A 20,168-nucleotide genomic window follows, 5' to 3' on the forward strand; every position below is an offset into this window, starting at 1 on the left:
CAATGCAACCCAATGGGTTACATTGTTCCGCCTGCGCTTCCTCAATACTCTCTATTATCACACTTCTTCTTTGCGCCATCAGGCGAATGCGGACGACACAGGGCGGCCCCGCCGCGCCCGAAATGCATTTTTTATATGTCCGGACGCCTTGATCCCTCAGGATTTCGGTTCCTCCCCAAAATGCGGGTAAGGAGGCAGATTGATAATAAACCGCGTATCGCCCGGCTGGCTGGAACAGGTCCAATGGCCGCAGTGGTGGGCGACGATGATCTCACAGATCCTCAGCCCCAGGCCACCTTCCGGTTTGGATGAACGCAAAATCCCTCGACGAAGGCTGGCCAGTTGCTGCGGAGTAAATCCGGGGCCATTGTCCCGGACAATCAGGCACGCGCCTTGATCCTTGCCGGGATGCACGGAGATGCGGATGCGCGACGCTCCCGCGGTAATGGCATTTTGCACTAGGTTCTGCACGAGCCGGCTGAGAAGATGATCCCAGCCTATGATGGGCGCCGGTGCCGCCGCGATGTCGATGAAGGCGTGCTGGGGGAAAAAGATCTGGACCACGTCCGATACAAGCGTGTCAAGCTCCACCGACTGCGGCGGCGAAGAAGGCGTAAGCTCCATCCAAGTGTGGGCAAGCCGCATTGCATAACGCGTGCATTGGTTGAGCTGATGAAAGAAATCGGGCGGTATATGGCGGCCGTTGTCGGAGGCATCGACCAGAAGGCAAAGGGATTGGAGCGGGGTGGCGATATCATGTGCGAACGCCCGCGCCGCTTGCGCCACAAATACGTTCTGTTCCTTGGCAATTGGATGCGCGGCGCTGAACGACGACGCGAGAGTGTCCCTGCTGTGACTTGATAACATAAGTTGAACTGGTGGATGTGGACTGTTGCTGGAAGTGCTGTTCACGACGGGAGGTGCCATGCTGCCTGCGACATGATAAGACACTGTTAACAAAACACCCTTGCTATCGGCAGGAAATGTTCGATGGATAAGGGGTAGCCAGCCGGAATAATCTTCGGAAACAAGATTACCGCTTGCTGCTCGTGGGAAAAATCCATAGCGGACACCTTACTAGATGGCGCGTTCGGTTATTCGAATTACTTTTTTCGAAATCCCGGGTTAGAAGCAGCATGATTGATCTGCTTTTATTTTTCTAATAACAAGGCCATGTCATTATATAGTGAAGGGGGCGCATCCACTTTATTCAAATGCCTGCATGCTGGTGCAATCATCTGACAAATGGATACAATAAAGCTTTCCCATACGTTATAATATTGCGTCTTCAACCGCCCCTCGTGCCGGGAAAAGGCTAGTGCAAGGCATTTCCATATGCTCTTCCGCCAATCTGCACATGCCTGCGCCCCGCGGCACGCGCCCATGCTCGAAGTTGCTAAAGCATGCATGCGTTTGGCCGATTAGAAGATGAATCATAATGCGAAATCGTTATCTTTTTTTATTGCTCGGCCTTTTGATGCTGGGTCCATCGACACTCCGGCCGGATACCAAGGCAGAACCTCCCGTTCTGGTGAGATCCGTGATGCCCAAATACCCCGAGGACCTGCGCAAGGAAGGCATTTCGGGTATTGTGACAGTGAGCTGCGTTGTCGACGACAAGGGCGACGTCCAGGACGCATCGGTGGTCAAGACGACTCACCCGGCCTTCTCAGCTCCCGCTCTGGAAGCGGTGTCAAAGTGGAAATTCAAACCCGCGAAAGAAAACGGCGCCCCGGTGGCCAAAAAAGTCATGCTGCCGCTTCACTTCAAGGTTGATGAATAATTAATTGATGCCGCATAATGCGGCCTCAGGCATGAAGTGAGCCGGCAAGCTGCGTTTCCCAAACGGCTGAAGCCGGCTCGCCTGTTTGCCTGCCGGCATTATTTGCCGTCCCTTCCATCGCTGGAATCCATCCACCGGAATCAAGTGTCCCGGTGGGTTTTTGTATCACTTCATTGAATTCATCATCCAAAATCCAGACTCGCATCAATGAAGCGATCGCGCATGTGCAGCATGGGCAGCTGGCGCGGGCCGAGGCCATTTTGCGACAGCTGGCGGTCGGCGCGCCGCGCCTTTCGCTCATCGCCGACCTCGCCGGGCAGGTTGCTTCTCTTCAAGGAAAACATGTCGAGTCCATCGCCCATTTCCGGCGCGCGCTGCATTTGGACCTGAAGTCCACGCCGATTGCCATCCGGCTGGCCGCGGCCCTGAATTCCGTCCAGCGGTTCAAGGAAGCGGAATCCATGCTACGGCAAATCACCCAAGGCACGCCCGGCCGCGCCGATGGCTGGAATGCCCTGGCCCACACGCTCGTCATGCAGGGAAAATTGGACGAGGCCGTGCCCTTCCATGAGCGCGCGGTGGAAACGGACCCGAAGTTTCCCGACGGCTGGTATCATTACGGCCTTACGCTCGCACTGCTCGGGCAGCTCTCCAAGGCACTGGGATGCCACGAACGGGCGCTTGCCGTCGATCCGTCCTTTGTGAAGGCGCGGTTTGGCCGCGCCCAATGCCTGCACAAGCTTTATCGCATCGAGGAGGCCCTGCAGGACTATGATGCCTTTATCAAGGCGCAGCCGTCCAACCTCGACGCCCGCAGCTACCGGCTCTACGCCTTGCAAAATATGGACGGCATCGACCCCGGGATGCTTTTCCAGGAACACGTCGCCTACGGGAAACTGCTCGAATCCTCGCCGGCGCCGGCTGCTCCCGCGCCTCCCGTAATCAAGGACCGCCCGCTCCGTCTCGCCATCCTTTCCCCCGACCTGCGGGAGCATTCCTGCGTGTATTTTATCGAGCCGTTGCTGAGGCATCTTGATCCGGCGCGCTTCGAGCTGTTTTTATATCACGATCACTTTTGTGAGGACTCCTTCACCGCACGGCTGAAATCCCTGGCCCGCGTCTGGCGCAACTTCATCGGCCTGCCATCCCAGCTGATCGTCCAGACGATCCGGACCGACCGTCCCGATATCCTGATCGACCTCAGCGGGCATATCGGGATGAGCATCCGGCTGCCCTTGTTTGCACGCCGCCTCGCGCCAGTCCAAGTCACCTATCTCGGTTATCCCGACACCACGGGGCTGACCACGATGGATTACCGCCTCACCGACGCGATCGCCGATCCGCCGGGCGATGCCGACCGGCGTCACACCGAAAAACTCGTCCGCTTCTCCTCGACCGCCTGGGCCTATCAGCCTCCCGCCACCGCTCCCGAGCCTGTCCCGCCGCCTGCCGCCTCCGGTCGTCCGATCACCTTCGGCTGCTTCAATAATCCGGTGAAATTCACCGACCGCATGTTCGCGGTCTGGGCCGAATTGCTCGCCGCCATCCCGGACTCTCGCCTGCTGATCAAGGGGCGCGACCTGCAAGATAAGGATGTCCGCCGGCGCATGCTGGCGCGCATGGAGAAGGCGGGGCTTCCGTCCACGCGCATCGATATGCTCGATCGGACCGCCAGCACCCGCTCCCACCTCGACCTTTATGCCGGCATAGACATCGCGCTCGACACGTTCCCCTATCATGGCACCACGACGACCTGCGAGGCGTTGTGGATGGGCCGCCCGGTGGTGACGCTCGCGGGCGACCGTCACGCCGCGCGCGTCGGCTGCTCATTGCTCGCCGCCATCGGACATTCCGAATGGATCGCGGAAACGCCGGCGGATTATGTCAGGATCGCCGCTCGCCTTGCGTCCGACCACGAAACCCTGCGCCAAATCTCAACCGGCCTGCGCGACGACATGCGCCGCTCCGCCCTGATGGATCACCCCGGCCAGTCCGCCCGCTTCGCGGATGCCCTCGCCCAATGCTGGGAAGCCAGGCTCCACGCTGGTGAGATCGAGAAATATTCCAGTGTTTCATAGTGTGCGACACTCAAATCCATATTAAAAAGAACGATGCATGGATAAAATGCAGGACGCTTATCTTCAGATTCCCTATTCAGGCGCAACTACAGCCGTGGTGATTGGAGAATCGACGATGCGAGAGGCCGATCTTCTGCCATTCCGCGCCGTGCTTTGGTTGACGCAAACAGAGAGTGACCCCGCCCTGCATGTCCCACGGGGCACAAGCCTCGAAGTCGTGCGGACGGATCGGTTGAATCCGGCTATGCTGGAACAGGCCATTGACCGCTTCGTCGCCCGAAATCCACGGCGCATGCCCTCATTATTTATCGCCACGGATGCGATGGCCGAGAAGCACGCATCATATCAACCGCTCATCCGGGAGGTGCGGCTGGCGCTTGAAGCCCACCACCGCGCACGGTTCACGCGCCAGCAGGATGGTTTTTTGTGGCAGCAGCATCTGCTGACCAACATGAGGGCGTATCTGGCATCCCGGTTCCCCTCCACTTGGGCCGGACGCCTGGGTGGATACCCGGCCGTGGTTTGCGGTGCCGGTCCTTCGCTCGATGTGTCAGCAACCGCCCTGGCCGGGATTTCAGATCGCGCGGTGGTGCTGGCCGCCGATTCGGCACTGCGCACGTTGGCCCGGCATGGAGTGCGGGCGGATTTCGCGGTATCCATTGATGTGGCCAAAACCCCCGAGAAATGTCTGCCAGAGGAGGGGGCATGGACGCCGGACCGGACCATCCTGTCGGCGATAAGCCCTCCCGCATGGAGCGAAAGGGCGGATGCCGGGAAACGATACTTTTTGTCCGGCCGCCAGATCACGCTCGACTGGCTGGCTTCGCTCGGGGTTGCCGGCACACCCGTGGCTGCAGTAGAAAATTGCGGGGCCACGGCCTTGCAACTCGCGAGATTCCTCGGATGCGAGCCGATCTACCTGTTCGGCATGGACCTGGCGCTGGACGCACGCGAGCCGTCCCGGCGCAACACGAAAGACGCGGATGGCGGACTCTATGTTAACTCCGGCTTCAACGCTTCGCTCCGAATGCCGACAGTGCCCGGCAATTATTCCGCAGTGGTGCCGACCCATGTCATCGGAGACTGGCGTGCGCTGGATGCACGCCTAGCCGACTGGCCGCCCGGACTCGTGCACAACGTGAACGACCGCGGTGCCCGCCTGCGCAACACAGTGTTGGTTAAGCCAGACAATTTTCGACTTGATGTGGCCGTGCCAGACGAGCCCAAGGTAACCGCGCTTCGCGCGTTGGATGAGACATCCGTCGATCGGAATGACAGCCTGCTGCAAGCTGCGCTCCAAGCATTGCGACGATCCGCCGCCCTGGGACGCGAGCGGCTTCCCTCGATACGAAAAGCACTGGCCCAAGGCGGACCCGAAAAGGCGGTTGGTCATCTGCGCCTGCTGTTGGTGGATGAAGGATTCGGCCGAGCCATGGGGGCCTTTGCGCTCAAGCTCATGCCTCATCTGGTTCCTCCCATCGAAGGCGATATCGCCTTCTGGACAAAACTGATCGACGAATGCGAGGAGCTTAGCGAACTCGCCGGAGCGGGGTGAGCAAGAGGTAGTGTCTGTCAAGTTTCGCAAGATTCATGACATGATAGTGGCCAATTCCAACGCCTGTCGTGGACTCTCTGCAAAGCGTTACGTGGGATGCCTGAAATCTGGCATCTTCCAGCCAATCTCGTCGCCAAGCGGCACGCATTTGGAGTCATCGCTCCATCCTCGAAAAATTTTTTGCCAGACGAATCCTATTTTTTCAACAGGATCTAAACACGAAGTCGGCTAGGCACGAACATCAAAAGCAAATCATTGGAATATAAGGATAACTAGCGTGCACGCTCCTCTTCTTGTAGCGGCCAACCGGCTTATGGATGGGCCAATTATTACGAACATGGCTCCGCCATTGCCAAGGATTATATCCTCCTTTCGACATTAACATTTCCTCCACTTGCTCACCGGTGATACCGCCCCCGAGTTGTCCAGCAATATGATCTATTTCTTCGCAGTATGCTTTGTAGTTGCCACATTTATTATAATTCGCCACCGCGTTTCCCGCCATGCGCACTACCCAATTACCTGTTAGCAAGTCAACAGACTTTGCGGTCCACTGATCCATAATATAGAAATCAGGCGTTGGACTAAAGAAATAGAGCAGCTTGGTGAAATAGGCAGGGCCAAGACCGCAAACCCTACCACAGCCGCAAAATAGATTGTAGGCTTGGCATCTTGTCATGTTTCCTCTGCGAAGTGCAGTCAGCTTTGGTATAATTTGCGCGTGATTGGCCCACGCCTTAACGACATGGCCAGCACCACCGAGTCCCGCACCTTGAGCGCCCCATGCCATGGCGCAGACATAACCAAATAATACTGGGTTGGCTGGGTTCCGGCAGATCGCTCGCACAGTTGTACGGCATATTTGAGTCGTTGGAAGCGGTATGGCACCGGCGGGAACGTTAGCCAGTTTATGAGTTGCCACCCATTGCGCGGGAGCGAATCCAACTGGGCCAGCCAAAGCATAAGGGATTCCTGCAAAAGTGTTCCAGTGTGGGTTGCGATATGGCGGTGGCATGATGAAAAAATGTTTTTCCGATTGAAGTTCAACCTATCCTTAAAAAATTTGTCCTAAGAATCCCTCTTCAGCAATCAGGCCCCATTCCCCCCCGCGTTTGCTCATACATTCGCCTATCAGCATCCGGTCTCCGATTTTGGAAGAGAACGGCTATTTCTTTGGCCAGCAATCTGGCCGATGATGGCGTGACCACGAATTCCCAAGGAGGATGCGCCAGATTGTAACGGGCAAATGTTGTTCCTTTCTGCAACAATCCCGACCAATAAGGAGCTTGCGGATACACCACAACATGTGGCACGGGAAGATCGCATAACAGATCGGACAAGCCACTGCGCAAGCTGCAAACGCCCACGCAGGCCATCGCCGTGGCACGCACATCTGGAAGCGCAATTTGCATGGATTCCCATCCGGGAGGTGGTTGGCTCCCTAGTGCCGCGTTGAGCACGACTCTCAATCCTGCGGAGACAAGTTCACTCCTTAGATCAAGCCAGAATGATTCCTCAATGCCACTTGTGGGTGTTGTTGTTGTTGTCGTGCTGACAAGAATCGTGGTAGCTGGATCGAACCCGCATGCCCTCAATGCATCAGTGGCCCGGGCGACATCGGCCATCGAAGGTCGCAGGGCCGTGCTTAATGTCGCCTGTGGGGTAAGTCCTAAACGGCAGCGATATGCGTCGATAAAATGAAACCCGCCATAACCGACAGCGCGCATCAGTTCCAAGCCCGGAAAGTGAGCATAATAAAATGCCCCGCCCCGAATCACCGGAGTCGTGATTGTCGATGGTTTTATCGTGGTCGGCCAGTCCAGATATCGCTCCGCCTTTGGAAAGAGACCGCTGAGAAAAGACAGTCTGGCCTTGCCAGCCATCCAGACGCGGAGACCATAACGCTCCCGAACTGCTTCCGCCAATCCTGCAACAATGTAGTGGTCGCCGATTCCCCAGTCGGCGACCAGCACACAGACGTCAGGAGGTGCTTGAAGCATAATACAGGAGGCTAAACAGACAAAATGGGGGATGACTGCGATTGCATCCCTGCGCGCCATTGTGGATGCCCGAGTTCGTCGGCAAGGTGCATCGCTTCCCATATGCACACATCCGCATTGAAATATTGCCATTGTCCCCACCGCCCCAGCCCATGCACGCCAAACGGCCTCAGGTGGTTGAGCACAGTCATCACTGAGGCAGCCCAGCCGCGTGACGGGACAGGATAGGCAAACGGATTAATTTCTGCATGGATCTCTCCCTGTCCGGCCTGCCAACGCTGCAGATTTGTCTCTCTGAAAATTCCGTTTGCGGCGCTGCGCGGCGCAAAATTGTGAATGAAAAAGCTGCGATGACGGGGCAACTGTTCATCTGGTTCATAGAGCCAGTGTGTGTCTGTTTCATAAGCGTCCTCATGCAGAGAGACGACCAGTTGCGTATGCCGCAGACGGCCAATGGCCTGCCGCGCTTCCTCGTTGAAAATCGGGGATCTTATCAGAGTCGGCCAAGGCGCCGTGTTGATGATCGTCCGGGCGCGAAACCGACCGTTGACGCATAGCACTCCACCAGGATTTTCTCGTTCGATTGTCGTCACTGGGCAATCTGTCAGCACAAATTTGTCCACCGGTTTGGCAATGGCATCAAACACCTGCTGAAAACCACCCGATGCCGGATAATAAAACTCGGCATGCGATGGCATATATTCTCGGCCAAACTCCCGGTTTAGGCACGCCTCGACAATCCGTCTTACGTCTATTCGAGGAATTTTGTGGAGCCAATCGATATCCATCTCGCTTGCGGGCACGCCCCATATCTTTCGATTGTAGGGCAGCATGTAACGCTCGGCAATGAGATCGCCCAGTTTCCAACGAATCCATGACTCAAAATGATCCGGCGGCGGGAGCCCCCGTGCCTCTCCGTTTTGCACCACGCTGATCAGATATTCTGCGCAAAGCGAGGATGGGAGTTGCCAGAGGTTGCTCTCCAGTGGAAAGTCCACCTCGCAGCCATCAATGACGATTCGCGACACACGTTGGAAAACATTGAATTCCGTCCGGGGCAAATGGCGAAAAATAAAATTCTGCACCTCTGGAAATTTCGTACACAGAAAATGACCGCCTCCGGTATCAAGCACATGCGGACCGATCCGCCGCGTGCGGCACAACCCCCCCGCCTCCGAACCGGCTTCTAGCAGGCAGATGCTCTCCACTCCGGACAACTGCAACAGTCGCGCCATGCTGACGCCCGAGATGCCTCCACCAATAATCAGATAATCGTAGATCATATTAAAATTCAGGACTGCTCATCTTCAGCAAGCTGCGCGCGAAGTTCATTGATACAAGCACTGCACAGGAACGGCATATAGCGATTGATTTTCATCACCGGCCAATGCCACCATTCGATACTTTGGAGAAAATCGATATGCTCATCGGGAAAACGCCATCGGATGTGACGCGCCGGTGACCCGGCAACAATGGCATAGGGGGGGACATCCTTGTTGACCAAGGAACATGCTCCAATGACTGCGCCGTTGCCAATGGTAACACCCCTGAAGAGCTTCACATCGTAGCCGATCCACACATCATGGCCGATACTAATTTCGCCACGATGAATACAGCCGCCATGCTCGGGCGCGGAGGGATAGGGAATTTCCTGCGTTCCAGGCCAGCGCTTGCGATGCCACTCATGCAAAAAAGGGTAGGTTGTAATCCAGTCGGTGCGGTGATCGAGACCTATGATTGTAAGATCCACGGCAATGGAACAAAAACGCCCGATAGAAACATGGACGGGAGCTTTACTGGGGTTTCGGAGACGATTGTCGTCGATATATGAATAATCTCCGATTTCCAGAGACAGGCCGGGATCAAGGGCGACACGATGGGGTGTTTGTGTGCGACTGGCGCATGGATTTGACAACGGTATCTGCTTCAATCCGGCAAGCAATGCAAGCGCAGTGCTATCGCTGGACCTTAGCCGTAAGACGCGGTCGAGTACCTGCGCGGCTTCCTGCTTCCGATCAAGCTTGATCAATACCGTCGCATATTGAATGAGCACATCCGGATTTTCAGGAGAAAGCTTCAGGGAAGCGTCAAATGCCAAGCAGGATGCAGCATAGTCTTCAATCTTAAAGGTGACTATACCCACTGCAGCATGAAGCTGAGCATGTTCGGGAGCAAGGACTACGGCCTGCTCTAGATATTGGCGGGCTCCATTCCAATCTTCGTTCGCAAAGCATACATTGGCCTGATGAAGTATCCTATTAAGCCGAGGCTGATCGATATTTTTTGGAGGCAAAATCATGAGAGAATGCACGGGATTTTATCAGCTCATATTATCAATGGCAGATGCACTTTCGGCTCCTGTGCGTCTGCAAGTTCATCTTTCGAAATCACGGATGCATCTTGGCGAGACAGGAGGTCGCTCCCAGCTGGATAAATGCCGTCAAACGGCGCCGGTTCCGGGCGGCCCGCCGCCAGCGAACGCCAGATCCAGTCACCCGCGTCGGGCATGACAAACGCCCCAGCCACGGCTTGTGCGCGGGCGACGAGTCCGGCATGTGTTTCCGGCTCCATCATGCGCCGTACGGTGTCTGCGACCGCACCCGGTTCATACGAGCAGCACATGCCGGTGCCCAGCGTGAGTACAAAGCGAGCCGCACAGGTTTCAGGACTGCCAAGCACCAGCATGGGAGTGTGCGTCTGGGTCAGGATAAACGCCATACGCGATGGCAGGCTGAGCCGGGTGATCCATTCGTTGTCCTCGCTCCCGTCCAGCATGCCACTGGGGATGATGACCAGAGGCATCTTCGCGATACGAGCCGCCAATTCCGGTTCAGACAGCGAAGCGAGCCTGCGGATGCCATCACATTCGAGTCCCTCATCGGAAGGCATCCAAGCGTAGTTGTGAGCCCCTCCTATCCACTCCAATGACAAACGACCGGACCGCGTGAGTTCTCGCAGTTGATTGAGCTGTCCGGCTGTCCAGATATTTCCCACCACCAGATGACGCGTAGAAGGCAACTTCGCCTGCCAGCAATTTTCACAACATTGCGCCACGGACGTCACAATGGGAGGCATCACTGCAAACGGCAGTCCGAAACATTTTTCATAGGCCTCCTTCATTTCCTGCGAGATAACCAGCCGCAAGCGCGACCGCTCGAACACCTGCTTTGCAATATTTCGCAAGCTCCCTCCCTTTCCGTAAACAAGCTGGTCATCCATGATGAAGATGCCCATGGGAGCGCCTGTCAGAATGCTAGCAATCAATGCATAGGCGAAATCCTGCGCCGAAAATGATACCACCAAGATACGCCTGATTTGATACTTCCCTAAGATGCCCTTCAAGAGATTGATCCGATTCTCCGTGGAGAGACCTGCCCGACCCAAGTCAAAGTGATCGCCTCCAAAATCCGTCTCGCCACCGAATTGGGACATCGAACGCAAGCACACAAAGGTATCCGCAGAGGGAAAATATCTTTGGAGAAGCACGCCTGTGCCATGCCGTCGATTGACTTCCGAGCTGGTAAGCAACAAGTCGCGCGGCTCACTCAGTTGCGCGGCGTTAACAAGTTTCAACCGGGGCATTGTGGCATACAACGCAGCCAAGCCGTCCGGAACAGCGTCCTCCAAAAACACCGTCACGTTAACCTCTGTCCGGCACCGCTCCTGAGTTGCCTCGTAATCCGGCAGAACTTTTTTCAGCCGCTGCGCATCCCCACTGAAATAGGGCTTCACTTCGCCAAGCTCGGCAAATGCCGGCTGAATGCCGTCGATTGCCAGCCGCCGGAAATCACGCTGGCGGCATTCCGCGCTCATGTGTTCGTCAAACCACCGTGCCCCGGCCTCGCCCATGGCACGGGTCACGACGGTATTCGCCAGTAAACGGAATGCATATTCTTTCAGTTCACTTGCCTCGTTGTACAAAAAGATGCCAACCGTCGCGGGAAAGAGCATGTCCAAGCCCGACTCCCTCGTTAATCTGTCGGTCAACAGCGCGCCACCCGCCGCCAGAATTTCGAAAACCCTCAAATTCAAATCGCCATTGAGACTGGTGTTGAGTCCGATCAGCGACGATCCATAAACACGCAGTCCCTCCTTCTGGCCCACTGTTTCGTGCCGCAGGGGAATGCCGGTCCCAGACAGCATCGATAGCAACGCCGAACGCCGCGGATGAAACTTCCCCGTCTGCCCGACAAAAGCCACGCAAGATTGCCGCTGTGCCGCGCGCGCGGCCTTCACCGTGGCATCGTCATGCGGGAAGGTAAGCCCCGGAAACCAAAAGAGGTTTTTTACACCCGCTGTCCGGAAAATGCCGGCATGGTGCCGGTCGTAAAGCAGCACGACCCGGTCAAAGGTTTCGGCCGCGATGTAGTTGAGCATGTTCGTCAGCGGCGACTGCATATGGTGCGTATCCGCCACGAGCAGCACGCGCGGGCACTTGAATGCCCGGAGATTGCGCGGCATGTTGCGCCGGCTCGCATCGGCCAGGCACACGACCACGTCGGGCTTCTGCTCCGGCGGCAAGCGCGCGGCGAGCGCGGCGAGATCATACGCCCCGACCGGAGTCCGGAAGGAAATCACCCGCCCGTCCTTTTTCTCATTTTCCCAGTCCGGGCCGCAGTTGATCTGTTCATCCCCGAGGCGGGGCGGCGCCATGTAGCTGGCGGGCGAAACGGTTGAAAAAAGCACACGCATGGCATCCGGGTTTAAGGGTAATACTGTTAAGGAGATTAAACCGCGAAGGACGCCAAGGATACGAAGCAAAGAGGATGGGACCGGTTTCGCTCATTTATGCCTGTCATAATGCAATCCATTTATAGGTGATGATTATTGAGGTAGTATGCTTTGTGTCCTTCGTGCCCTTTGCGGTTAGCTGAAGGGACCTCCTAGAAATTCATTTTAACCGCGAAGAACGCGAAGGGTTAAAAATCAAGTTATATATCTTCATTCAATATATTATAAAACAAATAGTTTTACGATTTCCTTCGCGTCCTTCGTGGTTAATCAAACGGTATTGGCATTAGGCGGGATAACGTCCGGTCAGCGCGGCTAGCTCGGGATGATCGGGATTGGTCGCGCGCAAGGCGCTCACCGCATCGCGGGCGATCTCCGTCGCGCCCACGCCCTCGGCGAGTTCGACCAGCAGCAGCCAGCCTTCGGCTCTCGAGCGATCAAGCCGCAGGCAGGTTTGCAGGGCGCGGGATGCTTCCCCTCTTTGATCGTCCGCCACCAGCGCGCGCGCAAGCGCGAACCAGTAATCCGCTTTATCCGGCCGCTGCTCCACCGCCGCCAGCAGATACGTCACCGCCCGCTTGGCCTGGCCGTCGGCCAGCGAGGCCGCCCCGAAGAGATGACGGGCCTCCGGGCTGTCCGGTGCGCAACGGAGCGCCTGCCCGGCTTCGAACAAGGCGGTTGAGATATCGTCGCGCGCAAGTGCCTCATGCCCTGCCGCGACCGCATCATCAACGGTCGTGAACACGCCGCAACGCAGAGGCTCCCGCGACATGCGAAAAAGCTCCCGGCCCGACAATTCCAGCTCGTCATACGCCGCCTCGAGCAGATGCCCGAACGCGTCGCCGGCCGCCAGTGTATCCAGAAATCCATGACCGTTTTCATTCAATCCGGCCAGGTGCCGGCGAAACGCGTCCCGCGTGTCCGCGGACATGGCGAGGCGGATCGCCCTGTCTTCATGATTGGCGCCGAACACATCGGCACCGGACACGGGATCGGCGGGCGAGCAATTCCAATCCGCACCGACATCCCCTGCCACGGGAATGCCTGCATGAAACGCGGCGGCGAGCCAGAATTCATGGACCGCGCCCGGCGCGACCAGATGGATGTCGGCCAGTCCGAGCACCGCCTGGTTTTCCTCATGGGTGGCATCATCGGGCGCCAGCACCATGACGCGGGACGGATCGCAACCGGCCGGCGCCAGCGCGTTCTGCAGCGCGCCCAGCAGGCGCTCGCCTCCGCCCGGCAGGCGGTTCGGCCCCGGCACCACGTAGGCCAGAAGGCGCGCGGCGGGCGCGGCCGCCAGAAGGCGCGCCCAGGCCTCGAGCGTCTGCTTCGCCACCGACGGGACGGACAGCATCGTGACCATCAGCACCGCGTCCGGCGGCAGGTTGAGATTGTCGCGCGAAAATTCCAGCCGGGTTTCGTTTTTCGCCGGTTGCAGCGCAAAGGCGCGGGCCGGCCCGCGCAACATGCCCAGTCGCTCGCTGAAACCTTCGCGCCTGTCGTCGTCTTCCGCGCCGCAGACACAAAGATCGATCTCCGGAAATCCCGATGTCGCGCCCGACTCGCCCAGCATGATTTGCAGCGGCGCATGACGATGCAGCGCCAGCCGGGCGACCGTGTCGCATGCCGACGCGATCGTTTCCGGAAACACGAGGACGTCGAGCGCGGCATATTGCAGCGTCGTCATTTGCTCGTCCTCGACCGCGGGCAGCACTTGAAATTCGGCGGCGCACGCGCGGCATTTTTGCGCGAACGGGGAATCATTTGCCGCATCGCGCGCGGAAAACAACACGACCTCAAAATCCGCGGGAGACAAGTGCTCGAAGCGGGCCAGCGCCGCGCAGGTGGCGGACGAGCGCGACCAGTCGTTCGCGACAAACCCCACGCGCAAGCGGCGCCCGATCCGGGAAAGCGGAGGCAATTCGGACAGGGCGGCGGGAACGCGGAAATACCGGGAGAGAATCCGCGCCCGCATCTCCGCATGATGGCGCAGGTTGAGACCGAGCGCATGCAGCGCGGAAAGCGACGAGAGCGGCAGCCAGGTCTCGATGGCCGAGATGACAGAGGCGGAGCCGATGTTGCGCTCGGACCAGCGGGCGAGATCGGTCAGATAAGCGAGCACCGATGCCGACCATGCCTCCGTCTCGCCGGCGAGCGGATCGAGCACGCCCGGCACGCCCAACCGCCACACCGCATAGTCCGGCCACAACCAGCCGGGCACGTCGGCCAGCGAGGGTGCGGACGGGCATCTCCACGCCGGGGCCGCCAGCATGGCTGCCAGCAGGCCGGGCCACCCCGCGACGCTCCATGCGTCGGCTTGCACCAGTGCATCCGGCTCCGTGGCGCGATCCAGCAAACCGCACTCCGTGATCTGCCGGACCAGCGAACGAATCCGTCCGACTTGCGGGCTGGCGACATCGGCCTTGCGCAAGCCTGCGACCGTCTCTGCGGTCTCGCGGCGCACACGATCAAATTGCGCCTGCGCCTCCGGATCGGCGGGCGCGGCGGCGCAGGCCGTCAGCGCGGCCTCCAGGGTGTCGAGGAGTTGCGGCAGCGATGGCCGCGAGGACGAATCATAAACGGGATCAACAATCATGATGGGGAGAACAAAGGACTTCGGAATGAGTTCTACTTTGTTAACTGAGGATACGCGGGCGGCCGGAGGGATTGCGTGGCATGGGCGACACCGCCCATGTGTCCGTGGGTTTGCGGCGCAGAGCGCCGTCCACGGGCGGGGACGCCCGTGCCACTCGGCCCTCCCTGCCTCGCATTAACCGCAGTCAAAAAAGTGGAATCAGCCGCGCTGCGCGCGATCAGTGGGGATGGCAGGCAGGATGCTTGCGCCACGGGTGTGCGGCCACGCGGATGGAGAAAGCGATGGGGTCGGAAAGTGCGCGCATGTCGGCATGGGCGTCCTCGCGCAAGCTTCCGTTCCCTGATTGAGGGACGACATGAGGCCACCGCCGTCCCTTCAAGCCAAGGCAGGCAGGGGCATTGACCCCAAAGCGAATGAACGGAGAGAAGCATTCTTCGCATTTGGCAGGTTTCATGCCATCACTGCGCAATGATGCGTAAACGCATGATATATAATACTATATATTCCTACGACTTTATCCGGACAAATTGGCGATTTATCACTCGGCAAAAAATGCCCCCGCACGGTTGGTTCGTGCGAGGGCACCCGTTTGTTGCCTTACGGGAGCAGCGGCACAGTGTTGCCACCGGGCCGCTGCTTTTCGGATTTTTCTTGGGCCAATGGATCGCTTTATCGCAACAGGGATAACGCGATCTGCGCGCTTTGGTTGGCTTGGGACAACATGGCGGTGCCGGCCTGCACGAGCGTGTTCCAACGCGCGAGCTGGGTCGATTCCTCCGCCACGTCCACATCGACGATGCGGCTGTTGGCGGCCTCCAGGTTGGTCTTGTTGGTCGTCAGCACGTCGGCGGCAAAGCCAAGGCGGCTCTGCTCGGCACCGTTGTTGGCGCGGAACGTGGCGATGTTCTGGATGGCGTCGTTGATGTCATCAATATCGATATCAGCAAGAGACGAAACACCGCTGCCGCTGATTGCGCCGACACCGTCGGTGTCATCGCTGAGGTCTTTGACAGTGATCGCCACGGTCTGGGATCCATCCTCGGAGACTTTCACCACATCAATAGCGTTGCTGCCCGAGTCACCGAACAAGGACACCCCGTTGAATGTCTCGGCTGCGAGCGAAGTCAACTGCAGCTGCAGTTGCTTGAATTCGACGTCGTAGTTGGCTTTGTCGGACGAATTTTTAGTTGGATCCTGATACAGCGTGTACAGCTCCGAGATGCGGTTGAGCACATCGCCGGTGGTCGCGAGCACACCATCCTGCGTCTGGAGATACGAGGTGGTGTTCGCGATGTTGGTATTCGCGGCGCTGGAACGCTTGGCCGCGGCCGAGAGCTTCATCGAAACCGCCAGACCACCCGCATCGTCGGAGGGGTTAACGATTTTCGATCCGCTCGAGAGGCGGTTGAGGCTGCGTTCCAACATCGTGTTGGAAGCGGCAAGATTGTTGGAGGCAATCGTCGCCGCGTAGTTCGAATTAATTACTACTGACATGGTTCTATCCTTGATAAGCGCGACGTCCGTCGTCGCCACGAACCTGAATAATACGGCATCAGGCTGTGCCGCTCCGGGCGAGTTGCCCGGAAGGGTGCCCCGATGATGAGCGCTGGCTGCCGATGGTGGCTATCATCAGGAATTAAATAAATGATTGTGATCTGAAAACCAATATCCCGTGATCGCGCCTCATATCCGGACAAGGGCTGAGATCACGGAACTTGATTGGGGCGGGCTCAGCCTCGGATCAGGCTGAGTGCGATCTGCGCGCTCTGGTTGGCTTGCGACAACATCGCCGTGCCGGCCTGCACCAGCGTGTTCCATCGCGCGAGTTCGGTGGACTCGTAGGCCACGTCCACATCGACGATGCGGCTGTTGGCGGCCTCGAGGTTGGCCTTGTTGGTGACGAGCACGTCGGAGGCAAAGCCGAGGCGGCTCTGCTCGGCACCGTTGTTGGCGCGATAAGTAGCCACTTGCTGGACTGCGGTCTTTAAGTCATCAATGTCGAAACCACCCAGCGTTCCACTGCCGTTCGAATCAGCAAAAACGCCCAACCCGGAGCTGAGATTTTTGGCCGAAATCTCGACGAGCTGAGAGCCGTCCTCGGAAACGGGCACATTGATGGGGGTCGCCGAAAAGAGGGCTTTGCTGTTGAATGTTTCCTCCGTGAGCGAAGCCAACTGCTTTTGGAGCTGCTTATATTCCTGATCGTAGTTGGCCAAGTCCAAGGAATTCTTGGTCGGGTCCTGATACAGGGTCCACAGCTCGCCAATGCGTTCGAGCACATCGCCGGAGGTGGAGAGCACGCCGTCCTGCGTCTGGAGGAACGACACGGCGTTGCCGATATTGATGGCCGCGGCGCCGGAGCGCTTGGCGGCGGCTGAGAGTTTCATCGAGACCGCGAGACCGCCGGCGTCATCGGCCGGGGAGACGATTTTCGAGCCGCTGGAAAGCCGGTTCAGGCTCTTCTGCAGCGAGCTGTTTGACGAGGCCAGGTTGTTTGATGCAACCGTGGCCGCATAGTTGGTGTTGATTACAACTGCCATACAATCATCCTTGATTTTGCTGCCCTGTCCGTAGGGCGACGGGCCGGGGGGAAGGAAGCCGGGCCGCTTCAGTCGCGAATCAAATCGCAACTGCTGGCATATACGGACCATGTGTGACGCGACTTTAGGCCAATTTCCGCCAGGCCGCGGCAGCGCCTCGTAGCGCAGGCATCTCGCCTGCCGTCGTTAATTTCTCGCGCGAAGCGCCCATTTATTTCCTGAAAAAGAACCAGCGGCGCTTCGCGCCTTCGGTCTTGACGGCAGGCAGGATGCCTGCGCTACGAGGCGCTGCCGCGCAGGCTTCCCGCAAGATCGGCCTGATAAATTCACCGCATTGCACTTTTACCCCCACAGGCCGTGCCGCCGCACTCAAGTGACCCGCGTCACGTGCCGATAGCATCACCCATATCAACTCTCCTGCATTATCATGGCTTCCGTAAAACTTTCTGGTCTCATAACGGGTTTCGATTCGGCCGCCTTCATCGACCAGATGATTGAACTCCAGCGCACCCCGATCACCACCCTGGAGAGCAAGCAGGCCCAGAACTCCAGCAAGGTCAGCGCGCTCAACGCACTCGGCTCCTACCTGACGTCGCTGCGCACGGCCACCGCCGCGCTCAAGGCCGACGGCGTCTTCAACGCACGCACCGGCACGGTCACCAACTCTTCCTGGAAAGTCTCCACCGGCGCGGGCGCGGCCACCGGCGACTATACGGTCAAGGTCACCAGCCTCGCCACCGCGGCCAAACTCTCCGGCGCGACCGGCATCAGCCAGGGCCTTTCCGCCACGGCGGATGTCTCCGCGCTCACCATCGCCACGCTTCCGACCGCCTCGTCCGTCAAGGCCGGCACGTTTACCGTGAACGGCGCGCAGGTCGGCGTCGCGCTCACCGATTCGCTTCAGGACGTGTTCGACAAGATTTCCGCCGCCACCGGCGGCACGGTCACCGCCAGCTATGATCCCGCGACCGACGGCATCGCGCTCACCAGCACCGACGGCTCGGAAATCGTGCTCGGCGCCGCCAACGACTCGAGCAACTTTCTCTCGGTCGCCAAGCTCTTCAGCAACGGCACCGATTCCGTTGCCAGCACGGCCGCGCTCGGCCGCGTCAGCACCACCAAGACGCTCGCCAGCGCCGGCCTCGCCGACACGGCGTTTTCCGGTTCCGGCACCTTTACCATCAACGGCGTCGAGATCGCCTACGATGCCGCGAACGATTCGCTCTCCAAGCTGCTCGCCCGCATCAACGCCAGCGACGCCGGCGTCAATGCCGCCTACGACGCGGCCAGCGACCGCGTCGTGCTCGCCAACAAAACCACCGGAGACACCGGCATCACAATCAACGACGACAGCGGCGGCATCCTCTCCGCGCTCGGACTGGCCCCGGCCTCCGCCCAACTGACGCGCGGCGCCAACGCCGTGTTTTCCATCAACGGCGGACCGGACATCACCAGCACGAGCAACACCTTTTCCGAAACCGAGCACGGCATCGCGGGCCTGAGCATCACGGCCACATCCGCCGGCGAGGAGACCGTCACCGTCGCCGCCGACACCGCGACGATGCGCTCGACGATCGAGAAATTCATCTCCGCCTATAATTCGCTCCAGACCTTCATCGACAACGTCACGGCCATCTCCGTCTCCGGCGACTCGGTGTCCACCTCGGTGCTCAGCGGCAACCGCGAGGTGTCGGGCTGGGCCAGCCAGTTGCGCTCGAGTGTTTTCGGCTCCATTTCCGGCCTCGACGGCAGCATTGTCCAGTTGGAGCAGCTCGGCATCGACTTCTCCGGCACCTCCACCCAGCTCAGCATCAAGGACTCCGACAAGCTCGACGCGGCGCTGGCCGGCTCGTCCGACGATGTCGCCGCGTTTTTCAGCGACAGCTCGGCCGGTTTCGCCACCCGGATCGACGGCCTGCTCAACACCTACGTGGGCGCCAACAACAGCAGCGGCCTGCTGAAAGGCATGACCGATTCGCTGACCACGGCCAACAAGCGCATCGACGAACAAATCGCCAAGCTGGAGGAACGACTGGAAAAAGAACGCGCGCGCATGGAGGCCGCCTTCACGGCCATGGAAGTCGCCTCGTCGAAATACACCCAGATGCAGCAGCAACTGATCAATGCCTTCGGCAACAACTCCAGCGATGAGTGATCCCCGCACCGGCACGCGCTTTCTCCCTTCCGTCTCCGCGAGGACACTCCTCGCGCGCGGCCTTGCGTTTGTGTTGCTGGCGCTCCTCGCGGGCTGCCTGTCCGCCCCGCTCGATCCGCTCAACCGCGGGCCGTTCTTCACCCCGGTCAATTTTCGCGGCTCGAAATCCTGGCCGTCGGATGTGCGGCGCGTGGCCGTCCTGCCGCTCGACGCGCACGGCGCGGCGCTGCCCGAGGACTTCGTCTCGTCGCTCGATCCGGTCTGGCTCGCCGCGCTCCAGGACACGCAGCGCGCCGAGTTTGTCCCCGTGTCGAGATACCAGCTCTCGCGCCTGTTTTCCGGCACGCGCTCGCTGGATTCGACCGGCCTCCTGCCCGAGCATTTCCTCCAGCGCGTCGCCGGCGCGACCGGTGCCGACGCCGTGCTTTTTTGCGATGTCACCGGAAGCAATCCCTATGCGCCGATGTCCATCGGCTTGCGGACGAAACTGGTGCATCTCCGCTCCGGCAGTCTCATCTGGGCCTGCGACGAACGTTTCGACGCCCGCGAGCCCGCCGTGGCCAATTCCGCTCGCCGCTTCGCCCGCGATTCCGGCAGCGCGCGCGGCGACGCCGTCACCGCCATCCTGCAAAGTCCCACCGCGTTCGCCGCCTACGCCTCGTCCAGCGTGGCCGCGACCTTTCCCAACCGTTAAAGCCAATCACCGCGCCGCATCCGGCCGTCAGAA

15 protein-coding genes are annotated in these 20,168 nt (G+C 59.1%); 5 read left to right on the forward strand and 10 right to left on the reverse strand.

Translation table 11 applies throughout. The features are described 5' to 3' along the window. Positions 1-156: 156 nt before the first annotated feature. On the reverse strand, positions 157-927 hold the full coding sequence (locus tag OH491_RS11110) for a sensor histidine kinase (RefSeq protein WP_084442373.1): 771 nt from the start codon (positions 925-927) through the stop codon (positions 157-159). A 616-nt stretch (positions 928-1,543) separates the two neighbouring features. Between OH491_RS11110 and OH491_RS11115 the strand changes: the two genes are divergently transcribed. Beyond that, positions 1,544-1,783, forward strand: coding sequence for an energy transducer TonB (locus OH491_RS11115; protein WP_068771344.1), 240 nt, complete (start codon positions 1,544-1,546; stop codon positions 1,781-1,783). Positions 1,784-1,965: 182 nt separating this feature from the next. On the opposite strand, the gene OH491_RS28185 is transcribed toward OH491_RS11115, so the two are convergent. Further along, on the reverse strand, positions 1,966-2,163 hold the full coding sequence (locus OH491_RS28185) for a hypothetical protein (RefSeq protein WP_425429193.1): 198 nt from the start codon (positions 2,161-2,163) through the stop codon (positions 1,966-1,968). On the opposite strand from OH491_RS28185, the gene OH491_RS11120 reads away from it, so the two are divergent. Beyond that, positions 2,164-3,861, forward strand: a complete 1,698-nt coding sequence (locus OH491_RS11120; RefSeq protein ID WP_425429194.1) for a tetratricopeptide repeat protein — start codon at positions 2,164-2,166, stop codon at positions 3,859-3,861. Between the two features lie 37 nt (positions 3,862-3,898). Continuing rightward, positions 3,899-5,416, forward strand: a complete 1,518-nt coding sequence (locus tag OH491_RS11125) for a 6-hydroxymethylpterin diphosphokinase MptE-like protein (protein ID WP_068771342.1) — start codon at positions 3,899-3,901, stop codon at positions 5,414-5,416. A 241-nt stretch (positions 5,417-5,657) separates the two neighbouring features. Here the strand turns inward: OH491_RS11125 and OH491_RS11130 are convergent, their stop codons facing one another. The 8 genes from OH491_RS11130 to OH491_RS11165 all read right to left on the reverse strand — a co-directional run bounded on the left by OH491_RS11130 (position 5,658) and on the right by OH491_RS11165 (position 17,286). Then, a complete protein-coding gene (locus OH491_RS11130; protein WP_145928915.1) occupies positions 5,658-6,431 on the reverse strand; it encodes a hypothetical protein in 774 nt (257 codons plus the stop codon). 67 nt (positions 6,432-6,498) lie between these two features. Continuing rightward, positions 6,499-7,389, reverse strand: coding sequence for a hypothetical protein (locus OH491_RS11135; RefSeq protein WP_145928914.1), 891 nt, complete (start codon positions 7,387-7,389; stop codon positions 6,499-6,501). Positions 7,390-7,427: 38 nt separating this feature from the next. Beyond that, positions 7,428-8,699, reverse strand: coding sequence for a protoporphyrinogen/coproporphyrinogen oxidase (locus OH491_RS11140; protein WP_068771341.1), 1,272 nt, complete (start codon positions 8,697-8,699; stop codon positions 7,428-7,430). An 8-nt stretch (positions 8,700-8,707) separates the two neighbouring features. Beyond that, positions 8,708-9,715, reverse strand: coding sequence for a tetratricopeptide repeat protein (locus OH491_RS11145; RefSeq protein WP_068771340.1), 1,008 nt, complete (start codon positions 9,713-9,715; stop codon positions 8,708-8,710). A 26-nt stretch (positions 9,716-9,741) separates the two neighbouring features. Beyond that, a complete protein-coding gene (locus tag OH491_RS11150) occupies positions 9,742-12,108 on the reverse strand; it encodes a glycosyltransferase (protein ID WP_084442371.1) in 2,367 nt (788 codons plus the stop codon). Positions 12,109-12,433: 325 nt separating this feature from the next. Beyond that, entirely contained in the window at positions 12,434-14,746 is a 2,313-nt protein-coding gene (locus OH491_RS11155) for a tetratricopeptide repeat protein (protein WP_068771338.1), read from the reverse strand. Positions 14,747-15,415: 669 nt separating this feature from the next. Beyond that, positions 15,416-16,240 carry a flagellin gene (locus OH491_RS11160; protein ID WP_068771645.1) on the reverse strand — a complete coding sequence of 275 codons (825 nt, stop codon included), beginning with the start codon at positions 16,238-16,240 and terminating at the stop codon, positions 15,416-15,418. A 236-nt stretch (positions 16,241-16,476) separates the two neighbouring features. Further along, positions 16,477-17,286 (reverse strand): flagellin, encoded by an 810-nt coding sequence (locus OH491_RS11165; RefSeq protein ID WP_068771337.1) that lies wholly within the window; start codon positions 17,284-17,286, stop codon positions 16,477-16,479. A gap of 427 nt (positions 17,287-17,713) precedes the next feature. Here OH491_RS11165 and fliD point away from each other — a divergent pair, with 427 nt between their 5' ends. Beyond that, positions 17,714-19,441 carry a flagellar filament capping protein FliD gene (gene fliD, locus OH491_RS11170; protein ID WP_068771336.1) on the forward strand — a complete coding sequence of 576 codons (1,728 nt, stop codon included), beginning with the start codon at positions 17,714-17,716 and terminating at the stop codon, positions 19,439-19,441. Further along, complete coding sequence (locus OH491_RS11175) at positions 19,434-20,135, forward strand: hypothetical protein (protein WP_334319464.1); 702 nt, start codon at positions 19,434-19,436, stop codon at positions 20,133-20,135. Before fliD ends, OH491_RS11175 begins: the two co-directional genes overlap by 8 nt. Positions 20,136-20,168 lie beyond the last annotated feature (33 nt).

The organism is Termitidicoccus mucosus, from assembly GCF_038725785.1.
GTDB lineage: Bacteria > Verrucomicrobiota > Verrucomicrobiia > Opitutales > Opitutaceae > Termitidicoccus > Termitidicoccus mucosus.

What these genes read in the sequence shown, in the direction of transcription:
- OH491_RS11160 (WP_068771645.1), bottom strand. Translation starts at nt 16,240, where the DNA reads ATGTCAGTAGTAATTAATTCGAACTACGCGGCGACGATTGCCTCCAAC.
- OH491_RS11165 (WP_068771337.1), bottom strand. Translation starts at nt 17,286, where the DNA reads ATGGCAGTTGTAATCAACACCAACTATGCGGCCACGGTTGCATCAAAC.
- OH491_RS11145 (WP_068771340.1), bottom strand. Translation starts at nt 9,715, where the DNA reads ATGATTTTGCCTCCAAAAAATATCGATCAGCCTCGGCTTAATAGGATA.
- OH491_RS11140 (WP_068771341.1), bottom strand. Translation starts at nt 8,699, where the DNA reads ATGATCTACGATTATCTGATTATTGGTGGAGGCATCTCGGGCGTCAGC.
- OH491_RS11155 (WP_068771338.1), bottom strand. Translation starts at nt 14,746, where the DNA reads ATGATTGTTGATCCCGTTTATGATTCGTCCTCGCGGCCATCGCTGCCG.
- OH491_RS11175 (WP_334319464.1), top strand. Translation starts at nt 19,434, where the DNA reads ATGAGTGATCCCCGCACCGGCACGCGCTTTCTCCCTTCCGTCTCCGCG.
- OH491_RS11125 (WP_068771342.1), top strand. Translation starts at nt 3,899, where the DNA reads ATGGATAAAATGCAGGACGCTTATCTTCAGATTCCCTATTCAGGCGCA.
- OH491_RS11115 (WP_068771344.1), top strand. Translation starts at nt 1,544, where the DNA reads ATGCCCAAATACCCCGAGGACCTGCGCAAGGAAGGCATTTCGGGTATT.
- OH491_RS11150 (WP_084442371.1), bottom strand. Translation starts at nt 12,108, where the DNA reads ATGCGTGTGCTTTTTTCAACCGTTTCGCCCGCCAGCTACATGGCGCCG.
- fliD (WP_068771336.1), top strand. Translation starts at nt 17,714, where the DNA reads ATGGCTTCCGTAAAACTTTCTGGTCTCATAACGGGTTTCGATTCGGCC.
- OH491_RS11110 (WP_084442373.1), bottom strand. Translation starts at nt 927, where the DNA reads ATGGCACCTCCCGTCGTGAACAGCACTTCCAGCAACAGTCCACATCCA.
- OH491_RS28185 (WP_425429193.1), bottom strand. Translation starts at nt 2,163, where the DNA reads ATGCAGCGCGCGCCGGAAATGGGCGATGGACTCGACATGTTTTCCTTG.
- OH491_RS11130 (WP_145928915.1), bottom strand. Translation starts at nt 6,431, where the DNA reads ATGCCACCGCCATATCGCAACCCACACTGGAACACTTTTGCAGGAATC.